The organism is Microbacterium sp. NPDC090281 (genome assembly GCF_044769635.1).
GTDB lineage: Bacteria > Actinomycetota > Actinomycetes > Actinomycetales > Microbacteriaceae > Microbacterium.
Genome location: NZ_JBIVYH010000001.1, coordinates 1,287,499 through 1,303,458, shown reverse-complemented (window position 1 = coordinate 1,303,458; position 15,960 = coordinate 1,287,499). Strand labels below are relative to the sequence as shown.

The 15,960-nt window shown below is 66.1% G+C and carries 17 protein-coding genes; 2 read left to right on the top strand and 15 right to left on the bottom strand.

Annotated features, from left to right (window positions below; all coding sequences use genetic code 11):
• Positions 1 to 122: 122 nt before the first annotated feature.
• The 14 genes from tuf to ACIQTX_RS06140 all read right to left on the bottom strand — a co-directional run bounded on the left by tuf (position 123) and on the right by ACIQTX_RS06140 (position 13,068).
• Complete coding sequence (gene tuf, locus ACIQTX_RS06205) at positions 123 to 1,313, bottom strand: elongation factor Tu (RefSeq protein ID WP_028502475.1); 1,191 nt, start codon at positions 1,311 to 1,313, stop codon at positions 123 to 125.
• Positions 1,314 to 1,482: 169 nt separating this feature from the next.
• Complete coding sequence (gene fusA / locus ACIQTX_RS06200) at positions 1,483 to 3,597, bottom strand: elongation factor G (RefSeq protein WP_028502476.1); 2,115 nt, start codon at positions 3,595 to 3,597, stop codon at positions 1,483 to 1,485.
• Between the two features lie 87 nt (positions 3,598 to 3,684).
• Positions 3,685 to 4,158 (bottom strand): 30S ribosomal protein S7, encoded by a 474-nt coding sequence (gene rpsG, locus ACIQTX_RS06195; protein ID WP_028502477.1) that lies wholly within the window; start codon positions 4,156 to 4,158, stop codon positions 3,685 to 3,687.
• A gap of 5 nt (positions 4,159 to 4,163) precedes the next feature.
• Positions 4,164 to 4,532 carry a 30S ribosomal protein S12 gene (gene rpsL / locus ACIQTX_RS06190; RefSeq protein ID WP_028502478.1) on the bottom strand — a complete coding sequence of 123 codons (369 nt, stop codon included), beginning with the start codon at positions 4,530 to 4,532 and terminating at the stop codon, positions 4,164 to 4,166.
• Positions 4,533 to 4,785: 253 nt separating this feature from the next.
• Positions 4,786 to 5,433: a hypothetical protein gene (locus ACIQTX_RS06185; protein WP_028502479.1), complete on the bottom strand. Its 648-nt coding sequence runs from the start codon at positions 5,431 to 5,433 to the stop codon at positions 4,786 to 4,788.
• Positions 5,434 to 5,509: 76 nt separating this feature from the next.
• The gene (locus ACIQTX_RS06180; RefSeq protein ID WP_402970255.1) at positions 5,510 to 5,890 is read right to left on the bottom strand and encodes a hypothetical protein; all 381 of its coding nucleotides are present in this window, start codon (positions 5,888 to 5,890) and stop codon (positions 5,510 to 5,512) included.
• 119 nt (positions 5,891 to 6,009) lie between these two features.
• A complete protein-coding gene (locus ACIQTX_RS06175) occupies positions 6,010 to 7,029 on the bottom strand; it encodes an ABC transporter (protein ID WP_402970252.1) in 1,020 nt (339 codons plus the stop codon).
• A gap of 112 nt (positions 7,030 to 7,141) precedes the next feature.
• Positions 7,142 to 7,294 (bottom strand): hypothetical protein, encoded by a 153-nt coding sequence (locus ACIQTX_RS06170; RefSeq protein WP_181156797.1) that lies wholly within the window; start codon positions 7,292 to 7,294, stop codon positions 7,142 to 7,144.
• A gap of 48 nt (positions 7,295 to 7,342) precedes the next feature.
• Complete coding sequence (locus ACIQTX_RS06165; RefSeq protein WP_402970249.1) at positions 7,343 to 7,990, bottom strand: HAAS signaling domain-containing protein; 648 nt, start codon at positions 7,988 to 7,990, stop codon at positions 7,343 to 7,345.
• Between the two features lie 2 nt (positions 7,991 to 7,992).
• Positions 7,993 to 8,319, bottom strand: coding sequence for a PadR family transcriptional regulator (locus tag ACIQTX_RS06160; RefSeq protein WP_402970245.1), 327 nt, complete (start codon positions 8,317 to 8,319; stop codon positions 7,993 to 7,995).
• A gap of 41 nt (positions 8,320 to 8,360) precedes the next feature.
• Positions 8,361 to 9,209 carry a chitosanase gene (locus tag ACIQTX_RS06155; RefSeq protein ID WP_402970242.1) on the bottom strand — a complete coding sequence of 283 codons (849 nt, stop codon included), beginning with the start codon at positions 9,207 to 9,209 and terminating at the stop codon, positions 8,361 to 8,363.
• A 36-nt stretch (positions 9,210 to 9,245) separates the two neighbouring features.
• Positions 9,246 to 10,184, bottom strand: coding sequence for a sugar ABC transporter permease (locus ACIQTX_RS06150; protein WP_402970239.1), 939 nt, complete (start codon positions 10,182 to 10,184; stop codon positions 9,246 to 9,248).
• A gap of 1 nt (position 10,185) precedes the next feature.
• A complete protein-coding gene (locus tag ACIQTX_RS06145) occupies positions 10,186 to 11,790 on the bottom strand; it encodes an ABC transporter permease subunit (protein ID WP_402970236.1) in 1,605 nt (534 codons plus the stop codon).
• Between the two features lie 69 nt (positions 11,791 to 11,859).
• Complete coding sequence (locus ACIQTX_RS06140; RefSeq protein ID WP_105526227.1) at positions 11,860 to 13,068, bottom strand: extracellular solute-binding protein; 1,209 nt, start codon at positions 13,066 to 13,068, stop codon at positions 11,860 to 11,862.
• A gap of 247 nt (positions 13,069 to 13,315) precedes the next feature.
• Between ACIQTX_RS06140 and ACIQTX_RS06135 the strand changes: the two genes are divergently transcribed.
• Both ACIQTX_RS06135 and ACIQTX_RS06130 read left to right on the top strand, forming a co-directional pair.
• Positions 13,316 to 13,804: a YajQ family cyclic di-GMP-binding protein gene (locus ACIQTX_RS06135; RefSeq protein ID WP_028502487.1), complete on the top strand. Its 489-nt coding sequence runs from the start codon at positions 13,316 to 13,318 to the stop codon at positions 13,802 to 13,804.
• Between the two features lie 439 nt (positions 13,805 to 14,243).
• Entirely contained in the window at positions 14,244 to 14,876 is a 633-nt protein-coding gene (locus ACIQTX_RS06130; RefSeq protein WP_105526228.1) for a GntR family transcriptional regulator, read from the top strand.
• A 6-nt stretch (positions 14,877 to 14,882) separates the two neighbouring features.
• Here ACIQTX_RS06130 and ACIQTX_RS06125 read toward each other — a convergent pair whose 3' ends face one another.
• Positions 14,883 to 15,890: an alpha/beta hydrolase gene (locus ACIQTX_RS06125; RefSeq protein WP_402970231.1), complete on the bottom strand. Its 1,008-nt coding sequence runs from the start codon at positions 15,888 to 15,890 to the stop codon at positions 14,883 to 14,885.
• Positions 15,891 to 15,960 lie beyond the last annotated feature (70 nt).

Sequence of the window (15,960 nt, the reverse complement as noted above, 5' to 3'; positions counted from 1 at the left end):
TCTATTGGATGAATTGCTCCGCCTTGCCGCACACTGATCGACCAGGGGTTCGCTCCGCTGTCACCACACACGACAAAGGGGCCGGACCCGAAGGTCCGACCCCTTTGCGAGGAAGCAGATGCTTACTTGACGATCTTCGTGACCGTACCGGCGCCGACGGTGCGTCCACCCTCACGGATGGCGAAGCCGAGGCCCTCCTCCATGGCGATCGGCTGGATCAGCTCGACCGTCATGTCGGTGGTGTCGCCGGGCATGACCATCTCGGTGCCCTCGGGCAGCGAGATGACGCCGGTGACGTCGGTGGTGCGGAAGTAGAACTGCGGGCGGTAGTTCGTGTAGAACGGGTTGTGACGCCCACCCTCATCCTTGGACAGGATGTACGCGGTGCCCTCGAAGTCGGTGTGCGGCGTAACCGAACCCGGCTTGACGATGACCTGACCGCGCTCGACGTCCTCACGCTTGGTGCCGCGGAGCAGCAGACCACAGTTCTCGCCGGCCCAGGCCTCGTCGAGCTGCTTGTGGAACATCTCGATACCCGTGACCGTGGTCTTGACGGTCGGACGCAGTCCGACGATCTCGACCTCGGAGTTGATGGCCAGCGTGCCACGCTCGGCGCGACCCGTGACGACGGTTCCACGACCGGTGATCGTGAAGACGTCCTCGACGGGCATCAGGAACGGCTTGTCACGGTCACGCTCCGGGTCCGGAACGCTGTCGTCGACAGCCTGCATCAGGTCGAGGATCGCCTGGGTCCACTTCTCGTCACCCTCGAGGGCCTTGAGAGCGGAGACGCGGACGACAGGAGCGTCCTCGTCGAAGCCCTGGGCAGCGAGCAGCTCGCGGACCTCGAGCTCGACGAGCTCCAGGATCTCCTCGTCGTCGACCATGTCCGACTTGTTCAGCGCGACCAGCAGGTACGGCACGCCGACCTGCTTGGCGAGCAGCACGTGCTCACGCGTCTGAGCCATCGGGCCGTCGGTGGCGGCGACCACGAGGATCGCGCCGTCCATCTGAGCAGCACCGGTGATCATGTTCTTGACGTAGTCGGCGTGGCCGGGGGCGTCAACGTGAGCGTAGTGGCGCTTGGGGGTCTCGTACTCGATGTGCGAGATGTTGATGGTAATTCCACGCTGGCGCTCTTCCGGCGCCGAGTCGATGGAAGCGAAGTCGCGCTGCACGTTGGTGTCAGACGGGAACTTGTCAGCAAGCACCTTCGAGATCGCTGCGGAGAGCGTGGTCTTGCCGTGGTCAACGTGACCGATGGTTCCGATGTTGACGTGCGGCTTGGTCCGCTCGAACTTGGCCTTAGCCACTGGGTCCTCCTCAGGACGTCGTTGTAAAGGTGACCGGGCACTGGTTTGCGACCGGTTCTCTACGGGTTAGGTTCTCAGTTTAGTAGAGAGGGAATGTGAAGTTGTAGGGGGCCTGGGAACCCCGCAGCGCTTCGCCGTGCTCGGCGCCGCGGGGAACCCAGAAGGGTGATTACTCGCCCTTGGTCTTCTGGACGATCTCGTCGGCCACAGCGCGGGGAACCTCAGCGTAGCTGTGGAACTCCATGGAGTAGACGGCACGACCCGAGGTCTTCGAGCGCAGGTCGCCGATGTAGCCGAACATCTCGGACAGCGGAACCTGAGCGCGGACGACCTTGACGCCTGCGGCGTCTTCCATCGACTGGATCTGGCCACGACGCGAGTTCAGGTCGCCGATGACGTCGCCCATGTACTCCTCAGGAGTACGGACCTCGACGGCCATCAGCGGCTCGAGCAGCACGGCGTTGGCACGACGAGCGGCCTCCTTGAAGCCCATGGAGCCCGCGATCTTGAACGCCATCTCCGAGGAGTCGACGTCGTGCGCCGCACCATCGGTGATCGTCGCCTTGACGCCGACCATCGGGTAGCCCGCGAGGACTCCGACGTTCATCGCGTCCTGGAAACCGGCATCGATCGAGCCGATGTACTCACGAGGGATGCGACCACCGGTGACGGCGTTCACGAACTCGTAGGTCTTCTCGGAGTCCAGGTCCATCGGCTCGATGGTGAACTGGATCTTCGCGAACTGGCCGGAGCCACCGGTCTGCTTCTTGTGCGTGTAGTCGTGCTTCTCGACGATCTTCTTGATCGTCTCGCGGTACGCCACCTGCGGCTTGCCGACGTTGGCCTCGACGTTGAACTCGCGCTTCATGCGGTCGACGAGGATGTCGAGGTGCAGCTCGCCCATGCCCTTGATGGTCGTCTGACCGGTCTCGGGGTTGAGCTCCGTGCGGAAGGTCGGGTCCTCTTCAGCGAGCTTCTGGATGGCGACACCCAGCTTCTCCTGGTCGGCCTTGGTCTTCGGCTCGATCGCGACCTCGATGACGGGCTCGGGGAACGTCATCGACTCGAGGACGACCGGAGCCGCCGGGTCGGTGAGGGTGTCACCCGTGGTGGTGTCCTTCAGACCGATGACCGCGTAGATGTTGCCGGCGGTGACCGAGGGAACCGGGATCTCCTTGTTGGCGTGCATCTGGAAGATCTTCCCGATGCGCTCCTTCTTGTTCTTGGTCGAGTTGATGACCGGAGAACCGGAGTCGAGGTGACCCGAGTAGACGCGAACGTAGGTGAGGCGACCGAAGAACGGGTGCACGGCGACCTTGAACGCGAGAGCTGCGAACGGGTCATTCGCGTCGGGGTGACGCTCGATGATCGTGTCGTAGTCCTTGGGGTCGTGCGCCTCGATCGAGCCCACGTCGAGCGGGTTCGGGAGGTAGTCGACGACCGCGTCGAGCATCGGCTGGACACCGCGGTTCTTGAACGCGGAGCCACACAGCACCGGGTAGATCTCCGAGGCGACGGTCAGCTTGCGGATCGCGCCCTTGATCTCGGCGACCGTGAGCTCCTCGCCACCGAAGAACTTCTCGAGCAGCGCGTCGTCGGTCTCGGCGACGGTCTCGAGGAGCTGCTGACGGTAATCGGCCGCCTTCTCCTTGAGGTCTTCCGGGATCTCCTGGATCTCGTAGGAGGCGCCCATGGTGACGTCACCCTTGGAGTCACCGGCCCAGACCAGCGCGCGCATCTCGACCAGGTCGATGACACCGACGAAGTCGTTCTCCGCGCCGATCGGCAGCTGGATGACGAGGGGCTTGGCACCCAGACGGTTGATGATCGTGTCGACGGTGAAGTAGAAGTCCGCGCCGAGCTTGTCCATCTTGTTGACGAAGCAGATACGCGGGACGTTGTACTTGTCGGCCTGGCGCCAGACGGTCTCGGACTGGGGCTCGACGCCCTCCTTGCCGTCGAACACGGCGACCGCACCGTCGAGAACGCGGAGCGAACGCTCCACCTCGACCGTGAAGTCCACGTGACCGGGGGTGTCGATGATGTTGATCTGGTTGTTGTTCCAGAAGCAGGTCACGGCGGCAGACGTGATCGTGATGCCGCGCTCCTTCTCCTGCTCCATCCAGTCGGTGGTCGAGGCGCCATCGTGCGTCTCGCCGAGCTTGTGGTTGACGCCCGTGTAGAACAGGATGCGCTCGGTCGTCGTGGTCTTGCCGGCATCGATGTGCGCCATGATGCCGATGTTGCGGACCTTGCTCAGGTCCGTGAGCACGTCTTGTGCCACAGGAGTGTCCTTATCGTTTCGAGCAGTCGTACTGCGAAGAGTGGGGTGCCCGCCCCCGGCGGATGGCCGAGGGGCGGGCGAAGCTGTTTACCAGCGGTAGTGAGCGAACGCGCGGTTCGACTCGGCCATCTTGTGCGTGTCCTCGCGGCGCTTGACCGCGGCACCCAGGCCGTTCGACGCGTCCAGGATCTCGTTCTGGAGACGCTCGGTCATCGTCTTCTCACGACGACCCTTGGCGTAGCTGACGAGCCAGCGCAGTGCGAGGGTGTTCGCACGGTGCGGCTTGACCTCGATCGGCACCTGGTAGGTCGAGCCACCGACGCGGCGGCTGCGGACCTCGAGGGTCGGGCGCACGTTGTCGAGCGCCTTCTTGAGGGTGGCGACGGCATCCTGGCCGCCGTTCTTCGCCTCGACGCCGCGGAGGGCGCCGTAGACGATCGACTCGGCCAGCGACTTCTTGCCGTCGACGAGGATCTTGTTCACCAGCGAGGTGACGATCGGAGCGCCGTATACCGGGTCGTTGACGACGGGGCGCTTAGGGGCGGGACCCTTACGAGGCATCTAACTCAACCCTTCTTCGCGCCGTAGCGGGAACGAGCCTGCTTACGGTTCTTGACTGCCTGGGTGTCCAGGGCGCCACGGACGATCTTGTAACGCACACCGGGGAGGTCCTTCACACGACCGCCACGCACGAGCACCAGCGAGTGCTCCTGCAGGTTGTGGCCCTCACCGGGGATGTACGCGGTGACCTCGGTGCCGTTGCGGAGCTTCACACGAGCGACCTTGCGCATCGCCGAGTTCGGCTTCTTCGGGGTGGTGGTGTAGACGCGGGTGCAGACCCCGGCCTGCTGCGGGTTCGACTTCAGGGCTGGCGTCTTGGTCTTGGTGACCTTCGGCGAGCGACCCTTGCGAACCAACTGCTGAATGGTTGGCACGTTCTCTCCTCATAGTGCTGCACGGTGACAGCGTGATGGGTTTCACATCATGCCCCACCGGCACGCCGGAATCGACGTGCTTTTGGTGTGGTGGGTATGCCGTGGGGGCGGACCGGCATGGTGCCGACGCCCAGTGCGCACGTCAAGACGTGCACACACCTGGTCAAGTGTAATGCCGCGTAACCTAGCGGTCAAATGAGCGCAAATCCTGCCGCAGTAGGCAGCCGAGCGAACTCAGCAGCCGGCGCCCGACTCAGGGCAGATCGGGGTCGAACGGAGAGTCCAGCGACTCGGTCAGCTCCGCCAGCAGCGCCTCGATCTGCGGCTCGACATGCTGCGAGATGGCCGCCTGGATGTAGATACGGTGACGCAGCAGGATACCGCAGATCTCCCGGCCGACCATGTTCGCGTATTCGTCGGCGAGGGCCACCTCCTGCCGGAGCGCGGCCTTCGCCTCGTCCGTGAGCGGGGGCAGGGCGGGCAGATCGGCGGCGGAGTCATCCGCGAGGCCCGCGATCGTGAACAGGAACGGCGCTCCCGGCACGGGCTCGGGGTCGAGCGGCAAGCCATCGAACTCGGGGTCGAGGTCTTCGGCCGGGCGGTAGCTGCGGGCGCGATTTCGTGCGGCTTGCTGATCGAGTTCGCGCTGCAGCATCGGCAGGTTCCGCGCCGTGTACTCGGCGACGGCGTGGTCGACGATGGTCTTGATCCGCGTGGAGAGTCCGTGCTGCACGCCGTGCGGGGTGTTCGCTCCGATACCGGCGGCCGAGAGGATCGGGGAACCGAGACAGCGGCGGCACGGCGCGACACGACCGCGGTGGGTCGCCGGCTCCCAGCGCGGCACCCAGCGCAACCAGGCCTCGACGGCCTGGTCCACCTGCGTCTCCAACGAGCGCTCCACCCCACCAGCGTACGGCGCGTCGTCCGTCACCGCCGCGATTTCCCCCGCGACGGCGGGGCGAGACCCGCCGTGGAGGTCACTCCTCTTCGTCGCGCTCCCACGGCCAGCGGGGATGCTCGGCGCGCGTTCGACGCAGTGCGATCCCACCCCATGCAGCGATCAGCGCCGCGAGCACGAGGACCGCACTCGCTCCACCGCGCACGAGATCGCCGGCGACCGCTGTCGCGAGCACGACGTTTCCTGCGCCGACGAGCACTGCAGCCCACACCGCGATCAGATGGACGATACCTGCGACCAACGCGATCGCGATCGTCGCGACGTATGACGGCTGCGGGCGACGCAGAGTCGACCACAGCATGAGCGCGAACGAGGCCACCGCCGCGATCATCCCGACCACGCCCGGCGTCTGGCCGAGATTCGGCACCGCGATGATGTCCGTGTCGGTGGCGATGCTCACGGCCCCGAGCCCGAAGACGGCCAGCGCGAAGAAGCTGATGGTGGCGAGAACGACCGCCAGGACAGCCGAAACCCCCGCGGACTCGGGTCCGCGGGGGTTCGGCGTGGTGGAGTTCGTGATTACCTCGACAGCGTCGGGCCGGCTTCGAGGGTGCGCTCGTACTCGCGCTGCGCCTCGGCGTTCAGCTCAGTCTTGCGTGCACCGCTGCGGGCGACCCAGGCTCCGAACCAGATGGTCAGCTCGCGGGCGAACACGAAGGCGGCGATGGCCAGCGGGGCGAGCAGCTGCTCGCCGACGAGGTCGAGCCCCTGGGCCGCGGTGAGCTTCCAGAACGGAGCCTCGAACAGCTGCCCGAGGATGTGGCCCGCATAGGCGATCACGCCGACGATGATGCCGAAGACCACCCAGAGGCCCCAACGGCCACGGTTGATGATCGCGCCGAGCAGCCAGAAGCCGAGGAAGAACACGACGACAGGCGTCCAGTATCCCCACGTCGTCAGCGGGGCGATCGCCGTCTGGCCGATGTTCTCACCGGTCACGTCGCCGGCGATCGCGCCGAGGCCCAATGCTGCGCCGAGGTACAGCACAGCGAAGACGAGCGTCGCGAGGAGTCCGATGGCGCCTGCGGTACCGCGGTTGCCACGGTCACGCGGCGGCTCGGGGGCCTGCACGAAGATGGGCTGCGGCTGCGCTGCGGCCGCGGCGACGAGGGGCTCGGACGGGACGATGCGCGTGTCGACCTCGTCGCCGTACTGGGCGTAGGCGGCACCCGCCATGCCGGACTGCTCATGACCGAACGGGATGGTAGCGCCCACGACCGGCTCGGGGTAGAAGGACGTCGTCTCGGCGTCGGCCTCTGCCCTGACCTCGCGGGCGTACTCGCTCTGCTCTGCCGCCGGGACCGGCGACACCGCGGGCGGCGGGGAGGCGAACGTGCCGGGGTGGCTGCGCTCAGCTTCTTCGAACGCGGCGAGGTCGGGGTCGACGGGCGCGACGGCAGGCTTATCATCGACGCCGTCGTTCGTGACGGGAACATCCGCACCGGCCGCCGCGGCGGCGTCGAGTCCGGCGTTCGCGCTGCCGACGACGTCGTCGACGTCAGCCGGCTTCTCGGGCTGGGGAACGTCGGGGTCACTCATGGGGTGCGCCTCTCATCGGATACGTGCATTGCGAGGGTACCTCTGTGCGCTCGGCCGCTCGCGCAGGCGTGCCGACGTGTCGGCATACGCGACCGGAAGCGACAGGACGAGGTCAGGGAAGGACGTTCCGCAGCGCGTCCCCGGCGAACTGCGCGAGCACGGGGAGCATCGGCAGCGACAACCACAGGAGAGCGCCGATGACCGCGACGCAGACGATGCCCGCGAACCAGCTCATCCCGAGGTTGCGCCCACCCACCCGTGCCATACCTCAACGCTACGACCGAAGGGGTCGAGTGCTCGTGAGCAACGCCGATCAGCCAGTGCGCCCCCGAAGACGCCACAGCAACCAGAGCCCGGATAGCGGGATGAGGAGTATTCCGATACCCATCACTCCCACCCAGATCATGTCGTACCAGGCGGGGACGAGGGGGTTGTTCGCGGGGAGCTCGGCTCCGGACGAGCTGCTGCTGGATTCCCACGTCGACACCGTGACCATGGTCGAGAGGAGCAGAATCGACAGGCCGCCCACCACGAAGGGCACGACGATCGCCACGACCTTCTCCCACGTCTTCCAGAGCGGGCTCATGATGACCAAGACGGCGCCGACGAACCACCCCACCAAAGGCACGACGATGCCACCGAAGCTCAGCGTCAGTGCAGCCACCATCGCGAACCCGCGGGTGGAGGTCGTCGACGTCGGGGGCGCCGGCAGCTCGGGAACCGTCGCGGGGAGCACGATCGGCGACGCCGTTGACGTCTCGCTCTGGGCTTCACGAGCGATCTCCCCCGGGTCGCCGAGGTGGGCGATCCGTTCGGCCGTCGCGTCGGCGTCGAGCCCTTGGAGCTCCTCGAGGACGCCGGCTCGGATCTCCGAGGCGACGCCGTGCGGCACGGCGCGCATCGCCTCGTCGAGCCTGGCGAGGTACTCCTCGCGTAGGTCGTCTGCGGTGGCCTGTGTCATTGTCATCCCTCTCCGACGATGCCCGTGACCACACGGGCGAACGGTGTCCATTGGGCGCGGAAGCGCTCGAGCTGATCGATGCCGCCCGCAGTGAGCCGGTAGTACTTGCGCACCGGCCCGCTCTCCGACGGCTGGTCGAACGTCGTGACCCAGCCGTTGTCCCGCAGCCGCCCGAGCAGCGGGTAGAGCGTGCCGATGCTGGCGATCAGGCCGGCGCTCGTGAGCGCATCAGCCAACTGCCACCCGTACATCGGCTCGCGCGAGAGCAGGCCGAGCACGCAGTACTCGACCACTCCTTTGCGCATCTGGGCGCCGACTTCGACTGTCATGCATGACAAGCTAGCATGTGAGGCAAGTTAGCCAGGGTTCGTCACCAGTGGGATGCAGGTTCTCCCGTGATCTCATACGGGTCGCCGTACACCGACCAGCGCAACGGCGGCTCGAGACCGAGGTTGCCTGCATCGAGGAACACCCGCTGTGCGGTGTCGACCCGACTCGTGTCCTCGTGAGCCGCTTCCGTGCGCATCTCGACGACTCGCGCATCAAGGAACGCCTCGAGGTAGCCGGCCTGATCGCCTCCTCCGGCCGGGATCGCCTTCGCGCGCAGCGCCTCTTTCCGGATCGCGGCGAATCCGGAGTCGCCGTGCATGACCATCGCGTCGAAGTAGATGAACTGCCCGAGCACCCCCAGGCCATCGGCGATCGCCTGGTCGATGGCCGGCTCGAAGTACAGCCGATCCACCTCGTCACGCTGCGCCTGCTGAAACGCCGATCGTGCCGCCTCCGCCCGCCACGCGTCCTCGAACGCCTCGCCGAGGCCCTCGTGCGAGTCGGTGCCGTCGACCGCCCGCAGCGCCGGCAGGAATTCAGCGAGCGCGTTGCCCGGCACCTGATCCGTGTAGTGCTCGATCAGCATCAGCATGTCGTGCGTGCCCGAGGTGAAACCCACGAGTCCGCCGGTGTAGCCGCGCTCGTCGCCGATGTCCTCGATGTAGTCGTAGCGGTCGTACCAGGCGAGTGTCGAGTTCTCGGCCGAAGCCACCATCTCCATCGCGATCTCGCGCTTGACGGGATCGCGCAGCGTGAGGGCTCCGGTCGCCGTCCCTCGTGCCGCCAGCCAGACCGCAGCACCGACCACGGCCAGCACCACGACGGCGAGGAGCACGAGCAGCGCGGCTGGACGGCGGCGTCGTACGGACGGGGAGATCGGAGCGGTCATCTACGCATCGTAGACAACGCCCCGACTGAGCCCCGCTCAGCCCTTCGTCGCACCGGCGGTCAGCCCGCCGACGATGTACTTCTGCAGGAAGAGGAACAGGATCATCACCGGGATCGCCGCCATCACCGCGCCGGCGGAGAACGCCGACCAGTCCGCGTAGCGCGGGTTCGCGACGAGCTTGGTGAGTCCGACGACGAGCGTCTGCTGTTCGACGTCGACGAGCATGACGCTGGCGATGACGTACTCGTTGACCGTGCCGATGAACGACAGCAGTCCGACCACCGCGAGGATGGGTGCGACCAGACGCAGGATGATCGTGAAGAAGATCCGCGCGTGACCGGCGCCGTCGATGCGCGCCGCCTCGTCGATCTCTTTCGGGATCGTGTTGAAGAACCCGTACATCAGGTAGGTGTTCACGCCGAGCGCTCCACCGAGATAGACCAGGATCAGCCCCGTGTGCGTGTTCAGGCCGATGGCGGGGAACCAGTCCCCCAACGTCGACATGAGCAGGAAGATCGCGACCACGGCGAGCAGCTGCGGGAACATCTGCACGACCACGATCGTCACCAGTCCCACACGGCGCCCGGCGAAGCGCATACGCGAGAAGGCATATGCGGCGCAGGCTCCGATGAACACGGTGACCGCTCCCGTGACGACCGCGATCAGAAGCGTGTTGAGGAACCACGTGCCGTAGGGGTTCTGCGGGTCGCTCAGGATGCGCACGTAGCTGTCGATCCCGATCGCGGAGAACAGCTGGTTCGAGCCCGTCAGCGTCCCCTTCGGGTTCAGCGAGGCGGAGACCACGTACAGCAGCGGGAACAGCGCGAACGCACTCACCACGATCGCGACGAGGTGCCGCCATCCGGTGTCGGCGAACCAGGCGCCGAAGCTGCGGCGACGCGGGGCGAGGCTCTGCGCGTCGTCGGTGGAGCGAGTGGTGGTGGAGCGAGTGGTGGCGCGGCTTGCGGTGCTCATGTCAGTTCAGCTCCTCGAGGGCCTTGGTCTTGCGGAAGCTGATGATCGAGATCGTCGCGACCACGATGAAGATCAGGATCGTGAACGCCGACGCCAGGCCGTAGTCGCGCGTCTGTCCGGTGAAGGCCACCTTGTAGACCATCGAGATCAGGATGTCGGTGTGCCCGACCGGGATCGAGACGTCGCTGAACCGCGGACCACCGTTGGTGAGCATGTAGATCAGGTTGAAGTTGTTGAAGTTGAACGCGAACGACGAGATCAGCAGCGGCGCGACGGTGACCAGCAGCAGCGGCAGCTTGATCCGCCGGAAGACCTGCCACGGGTTCGCGCCGTCCATCACGGCCGCTTCGTTCACATCCTCGGGGATGCCCTGGAGGGCGCCCATGCAGACGAGGAACATGTAGGGGAACCCGAGCCACAGGTTCACCAGGAGCACCGACACCTTGGCGAGCACGGGGTCGGTCAGCCACGGGATGTCCGCGCCGCCGAAGATCACCTGGTTGATGAAGCCGAAGCTCTCGTTCATCATGCCGGCCCAGACCAGAGCCGAGAGGAAGGCGGGGAACGCGTACGGGAGGATCAGGATGATCCGGTAGCCGTTGCGGAAGCGCATGCGGGTGTTGTTGAAGACGAGCGCGAGCAGGAGTCCGAGGAAGAACGTCGTCGCGACCGAGATCAGTGCGAACGCGAAGGTCCACAGCGTGACCGAGATGAGCGGCCCGCGGATCGAGGAGTCGGTCACCGCGCGGACGAAGTTGTCGAAGCCCACCGTGGTCTGCCATCCGGGGAGCAGCTGCTCTCCGCCTTCGGCCGTGAAGGCTCCATCGCCCGTGTCGGAGTACACCGTGCCCGTGGTGGTGTCGGTGATGGTGTCTGCGGTCTCGTCGTACTCGAGCGTCGAGACGTACAGGTAGCCCTTCTGGCCGTCGGGAGCGCGCAGGCTTCCGTCGTTCGGGTCGTCGCTGAACGGGACCGACAGCTTCTCGAGCTCTTCGGAGAGCGTGAAGACGGTCGCCAGCGGAAGGGTCGTCCACCCGTCGACGGCAACGGCCTTGCCGCCCTCGAACTGGGCGTCGACCTCTTCGAGCGGCTGCTCCGAAGTGCCCAGGAGCGCGTCGCCCGAATCCGGGTCGGTCGCGAGCAGACCATAGGTGCCGAACTGCTCCACCACCGTCACCGGGTAGGTCGGCGAGTCCTCGACCCGCTCCTGCGCCGAGGCGAGGAGTGAGGAGATCGCCTGATCCTTGGTGCCGTTGTGGCCGGTTCCGTAGTTGGTGAAGCCGATGTACCCCGTGTAGAGCAGGGTGAACACCTGGAACACGATCAGGAAGATGATGCCCGGTGTGAGGTACTTCGCCGCGATGCGCTTGCGGGAGAAGTAGATGTAGTTGACGAGGACCGCGACCACCACGACGATGCCGAGGATCAACCACTCCTGGTGCGCGAAGAGCACGAACGCGGCATAGAGCGCGATCGCGTCGACGACGGCCAGCAGGAGGATCTTCAGCAGCATCCACCCGATCGGTCCGGATGCGGCCTCCGCGATCTTCGCGGCCTGGCGCTGGCGTCTGGTCGGAGGAGCTGTGCGCTCGTCGGTGTCAGTCATGTCGTCCTCGTCATGATCCTGCCGGAGCGGGCGAATACGCCCACCCCGGCAGGGTCAGTGTGCTGGCTGTTACTTGATCGCGGCGGTCACGTCGTCGACGAGCTTCTGCCACGTCGTCGCCGGGTCCTCGCCGTTGATGATCGCGGCCTCGGCCACGCCCCAGTACTGCCAGACCGCGCCCATGGCCGGGATGGCCGGCATCGGCACAGCGTCGGCGCCGACCGCCTGGAAGCCGGCGATGATCGGGTCGGCTGCGGCGGTGTCGGCGGCAGCGGTCAGGGCGGGCAGGATGTTGCCGGCCTTGAACAGCTCGAGCTGCACGTCTTCGGTGCCGATGTAGTTGACGAGGAAGTCGTTCGCGGCGACCTTGTTCTTCGACTCCGAGCTCACGAAGAAGCCCTTCACACCGGCGAACGGCGAAGCGGTCTCACCGGTCGGGCTCGGGATCGGGTCGATCGCGACGTTGATGCCGGCGTCGGTGGCCGCGCCCACGTTCCACGGACCCGTGAGCCAGAAGGCCGCGGTGCCGTCGAGGAACTGCTGCTTGGCGATCTCGCCGTCGACGTCGGTGTTCAGAACGCCCGCTGCGCCCTGCGCACCCAGCCAGTCGGCGAAGGCGAAGCCGCCCTCGCTGCCGAGCTGAAGGTCGGTGGGGTCGTAGCTGCCGGTGTCATCCGTACCGAAGACCGGGGCTCCGAAGGCCGTCTGGAACGGGTACAGGTGGTACGGGTTGCCCTCGGCGCCCTGCTCCACGACGAACGTGCCCTTGGCGACCATGTCGTCGAAGCTGGTCGCAGCGGTCGGAACGAGGTCGGCGTTGCGCAGTACCGCGATGTTCTCGACGGCGTACGGGAGCATGTAGACGGTGCCCTCGTACGTGGCGGCCTGGAGGGCGACGGGAAGGTAGTCTTCCGAGCTGTCGCCGAGCTCGATCGGGGCGACCACGCCGTTCGTGGAGAGCTCACCCAGCCAGTCGTGGGCGCCCATGACGATGTCGGGACCCTTGCCGGTCGGAACCTGCTGGATGAAGTCGTCCTTCATGTCATCGACCGACTTGCCCGTGAGCTCGACCTTGACGCCGGTCTTGTCCTGGTAGGCGTCCGCAGCGCTCTGCAGTGCGTCGACGCGTTCGGCATCGACCCAGACGACCAGCTTCCCGCTGTCGTCGGAGCCGGAGGTGTCGTCGCTGCTGGTCCCCGTGGAGCAGCCGGCAAGCGTCAGAGTCGAAACGATGGCGATCGCGCCCGCGGCGACGATGCCCCTCTTGTTCACCTTCATTGGTGTGTGCCTCTCTCAGTGCTGATCACCTGCAAGGACTGCAAGCGCTTACAGTATGCATCGAAAACGGCGGCTTTTGCAATGAGAGAGGCCGTCGATATCAACCCGTGACCGAGAAGAGGGCGTCGCCATTCAGTGAAAACGCTTCCACGACGCGGGCAAGTAAGGAGTCCTCCTGCGCTTGGGGCCGAGCGGGGAACCGGTGTCAGACATGTACCCTCACTGCGGCCCCGAGTAGGATGAATGCATGGCTGACAGCTCATTTGACATCGTCTCGAAGGTCGATCACCAGGAGGCCGAGAACGCTCTGAACCAGGCCCGCAAGGAGATCGAGCAGCGCTACGACTTCAAGGGCACCGGAGCATCGATCGCCTGGAGCGGCGAGAGCATCCTCATCATCGCGAACACCGAGGAACGGGCCAAAGCCGTCCTCGACGTGTTCCAGTCCAAGCTCATCAAGCGCGGCATCTCGCTGAAGAGCCTCGAATCGGGCGATCCGTTCGCCAGCGGCAAGGAGTTCCGGATCTCCTCGACGATCAAGGACGGCATCTCCTCGGAGAACGCGAAGAAGATCAACAAGATCATCCGCGACGAGGGCCCCAAGGGCGTCAAGAGCCAGATCCAGGGCGACGAGCTGCGCGTGCAGTCCAAGAGCCGCGACGACCTGCAGCAGGTGATCGCCCTCCTGAAGGGCTCCGATCTCGATCTCGACCTGCAGTTCATCAACTACCGCTGAGCAGCTGGAGTGAGATCGAGAGGGGCCGGATGCCATGCGCATCCGGCCCCTCTCGCGTTCTCATGAGATTGCATACCGATATATGGGTCGCAGTGCCCAAGACTGGAAGCGGTCGACTCGATGCGACCGATGACGCGAACGCCGCGTGACGCACTGCCGTCGTAGGGCTACGTGATTTTCGGGATTGCGAGCTTGCCCTCGTGGGGACGAGGCCGCGGCAGTTCCATGCGCTCGCGTCTTCGGTGGCCGGCGGATGCCATGCATCCGCCGGCCACGGAACCACGGACAATAGAAGAGCCCATCTGATTCGCACTGCGCGCCCCCACGCGGGATGCGAAGTCAGGTGGGGGTTATTGGCATCCGATGCGACTTCATGATGTAGTTGCCCTCCCGGGCGATCATGGGGCGCTCGGGACAGAAGGCAACTGGGGGCGGATCCATGAGCAGTATCGGATCAACGAACATCGGCGAGAGCAAGCAACTCCTGGCCGAGGAGGTCTTCCACTACATCGGAAGACAGATCATCGACGGCACGCTGGCCGCAGGCGAGCGCATCCGCGATGTCGACGTCGCCGAAGAGCTGCACGTGTCGCGGACACCGGTTCGCGAGGCACTCCAGCGGCTGGAACGACTGGGCATGGTGACGATGTATCCGAGCAGGTACACCGAGGTCACGGCGGTGACACCCGAGACCATGGCGCAGTCGCTCGAGTTCGCCGGCTACCAGGCGGGGATCGCCGCGCGACTGGCGGTACCGCGGATCACCGCTGCACAGCGTGAACACGTCTTCAAGCTCGTGGCTGCGATGAGCGCGTCATTGGAAGACAGCCCGCGCACGTCGAACACCCGGTGGGCGGTGTTCTCCTACCTCGGCGACCACAGTGGCAACACGCAGCACCGGACCCTGATGGACGACGCGAGCATGGTGCTCTTCCGCAATCTCCGCGACTGGGTGGTCCCCGCCGCGGACCGCGGACGGATGCGGCGGGTGTACGCCGACTTCCACGACGCCGTGCGCAGAAGCGACGGCGAGAAGGCGGAACGCCTCGTCAGGGCGATGTACTACCTGTGAGCGGGATCAGCCACCCGCACGCCACCCCGTGACCCATCGGTCCAACCGTCGATAGGCGTCTTCCCGGGCCTCATGGCGCGAGAGGAAGACATCGTGCAGAGCGCCGTCGATGCGCTCGACGGTCACGGTCGGTCCCAGCCGCAGCGCGGCACGGGCGATGTCGTCGACCACGAGCACGGAGTCTGCGGAGGTGAGATCCGGCGACCATCGCGTCGGAGGCGCGAACCGCGCTGACAGCAGCACGCACACCGGCGCCGTGATCGACAGCCCCGCAGCGACCGCCTTGTGCCCGGAGAGGATGGCGTGCAGCCATCCCGCGTACACGGCCATCGTCTGCGCAGGGCGCCACTGGAGGTTCACCTCCATCGGGTCGTCCGGATCGGCGACCTCCTGTTGCGCGCGGGTGTAGAAGCCGAGATCGACCTGCGGCGCAGCCTCCATCGGCCAGATCCTCGCCTGCAGCTCGACCATCGGCGCGATCGCCGCTCTGGCCGGGGCGAACTGGAACTCCAGCCAAGGGCTGTTGAGGATCACCGCGTCGGCGGCATCCGGGTGCCGGGATGCCCACAGGCTCAGCGTCAGGCCTCCGGTGGAATGCCCGAGCAGGATGAGGCGCCGGGCGGATTGGGCCCCGCCCTCGCCTCGACCCATCGCGTCCAGCGCAGCACCGATGTCTTCGTCATAGGTGGCGAGGTCGGCGATGTAACCCGGCGTCTGCCCATCGCGGAGGCTGCGACCGTACTTGCGCAGGTCGAGAGCGAAGAAGCGGGCGCCACGAGAAGTCCAGAAGCGGGCGAGGCGCTTCTGGAAGAAGTAGTCGGACCAGCCGTGCACGTACAGCACGTCGACGCCGTCGAGGAGCGGTCGGTGACCGCGTATCCGCTCCCACAGACTCGGCTCTCTCGGCAGCGCACGCACCAGCGTCGCCACGACAGGGCCCTGTTCGTCCGCGCCGAGGTCGAGCGTGAGCTGCTCGAACTCGTCGCCGAGCACATCGGGCACCCAATCGGCCATGCGTTCCTCCCCCGTCGTCGCCAGGCTAGCCGAGCGCGCGAACGGGTGAGGGAGGCCGGACCGTGGTGGT

Excerpts from the sequence above, each read along its gene's own strand:
- rpsG (WP_028502477.1), bottom strand. The coding sequence starts at position 4,158 with ATGCCTCGTAAGGGTCCCGCCCCTAAGCGCCCCGTCGTCAACGACCCG.
- ACIQTX_RS06175 (WP_402970252.1), bottom strand. The coding sequence starts at position 7,029 with ATGAGTGACCCCGACGTTCCCCAGCCCGAGAAGCCGGCTGACGTCGAC.
- ACIQTX_RS06170 (WP_181156797.1), bottom strand. The coding sequence starts at position 7,294 with ATGGCACGGGTGGGTGGGCGCAACCTCGGGATGAGCTGGTTCGCGGGC.
- ACIQTX_RS06165 (WP_402970249.1), bottom strand. The coding sequence starts at position 7,990 with ATGACACAGGCCACCGCAGACGACCTACGCGAGGAGTACCTCGCCAGG.
- ACIQTX_RS06160 (WP_402970245.1), bottom strand. The coding sequence starts at position 8,319 with ATGACAGTCGAAGTCGGCGCCCAGATGCGCAAAGGAGTGGTCGAGTAC.
- ACIQTX_RS06155 (WP_402970242.1), bottom strand. The coding sequence starts at position 9,209 with ATGACCGCTCCGATCTCCCCGTCCGTACGACGCCGCCGTCCAGCCGCG.
- ACIQTX_RS06150 (WP_402970239.1), bottom strand. The coding sequence starts at position 10,184 with ATGAGCACCGCAAGCCGCGCCACCACTCGCTCCACCACCACTCGCTCC.
- ACIQTX_RS06145 (WP_402970236.1), bottom strand. The coding sequence starts at position 11,790 with ATGACTGACACCGACGAGCGCACAGCTCCTCCGACCAGACGCCAGCGC.
- ACIQTX_RS06140 (WP_105526227.1), bottom strand. The coding sequence starts at position 13,068 with ATGAAGGTGAACAAGAGGGGCATCGTCGCCGCGGGCGCGATCGCCATC.
- ACIQTX_RS06135 (WP_028502487.1), top strand. The coding sequence starts at position 13,316 with ATGGCTGACAGCTCATTTGACATCGTCTCGAAGGTCGATCACCAGGAG.
- ACIQTX_RS06130 (WP_105526228.1), top strand. The coding sequence starts at position 14,244 with ATGAGCAGTATCGGATCAACGAACATCGGCGAGAGCAAGCAACTCCTG.
- ACIQTX_RS06125 (WP_402970231.1), bottom strand. The coding sequence starts at position 15,890 with ATGGCCGATTGGGTGCCCGATGTGCTCGGCGACGAGTTCGAGCAGCTC.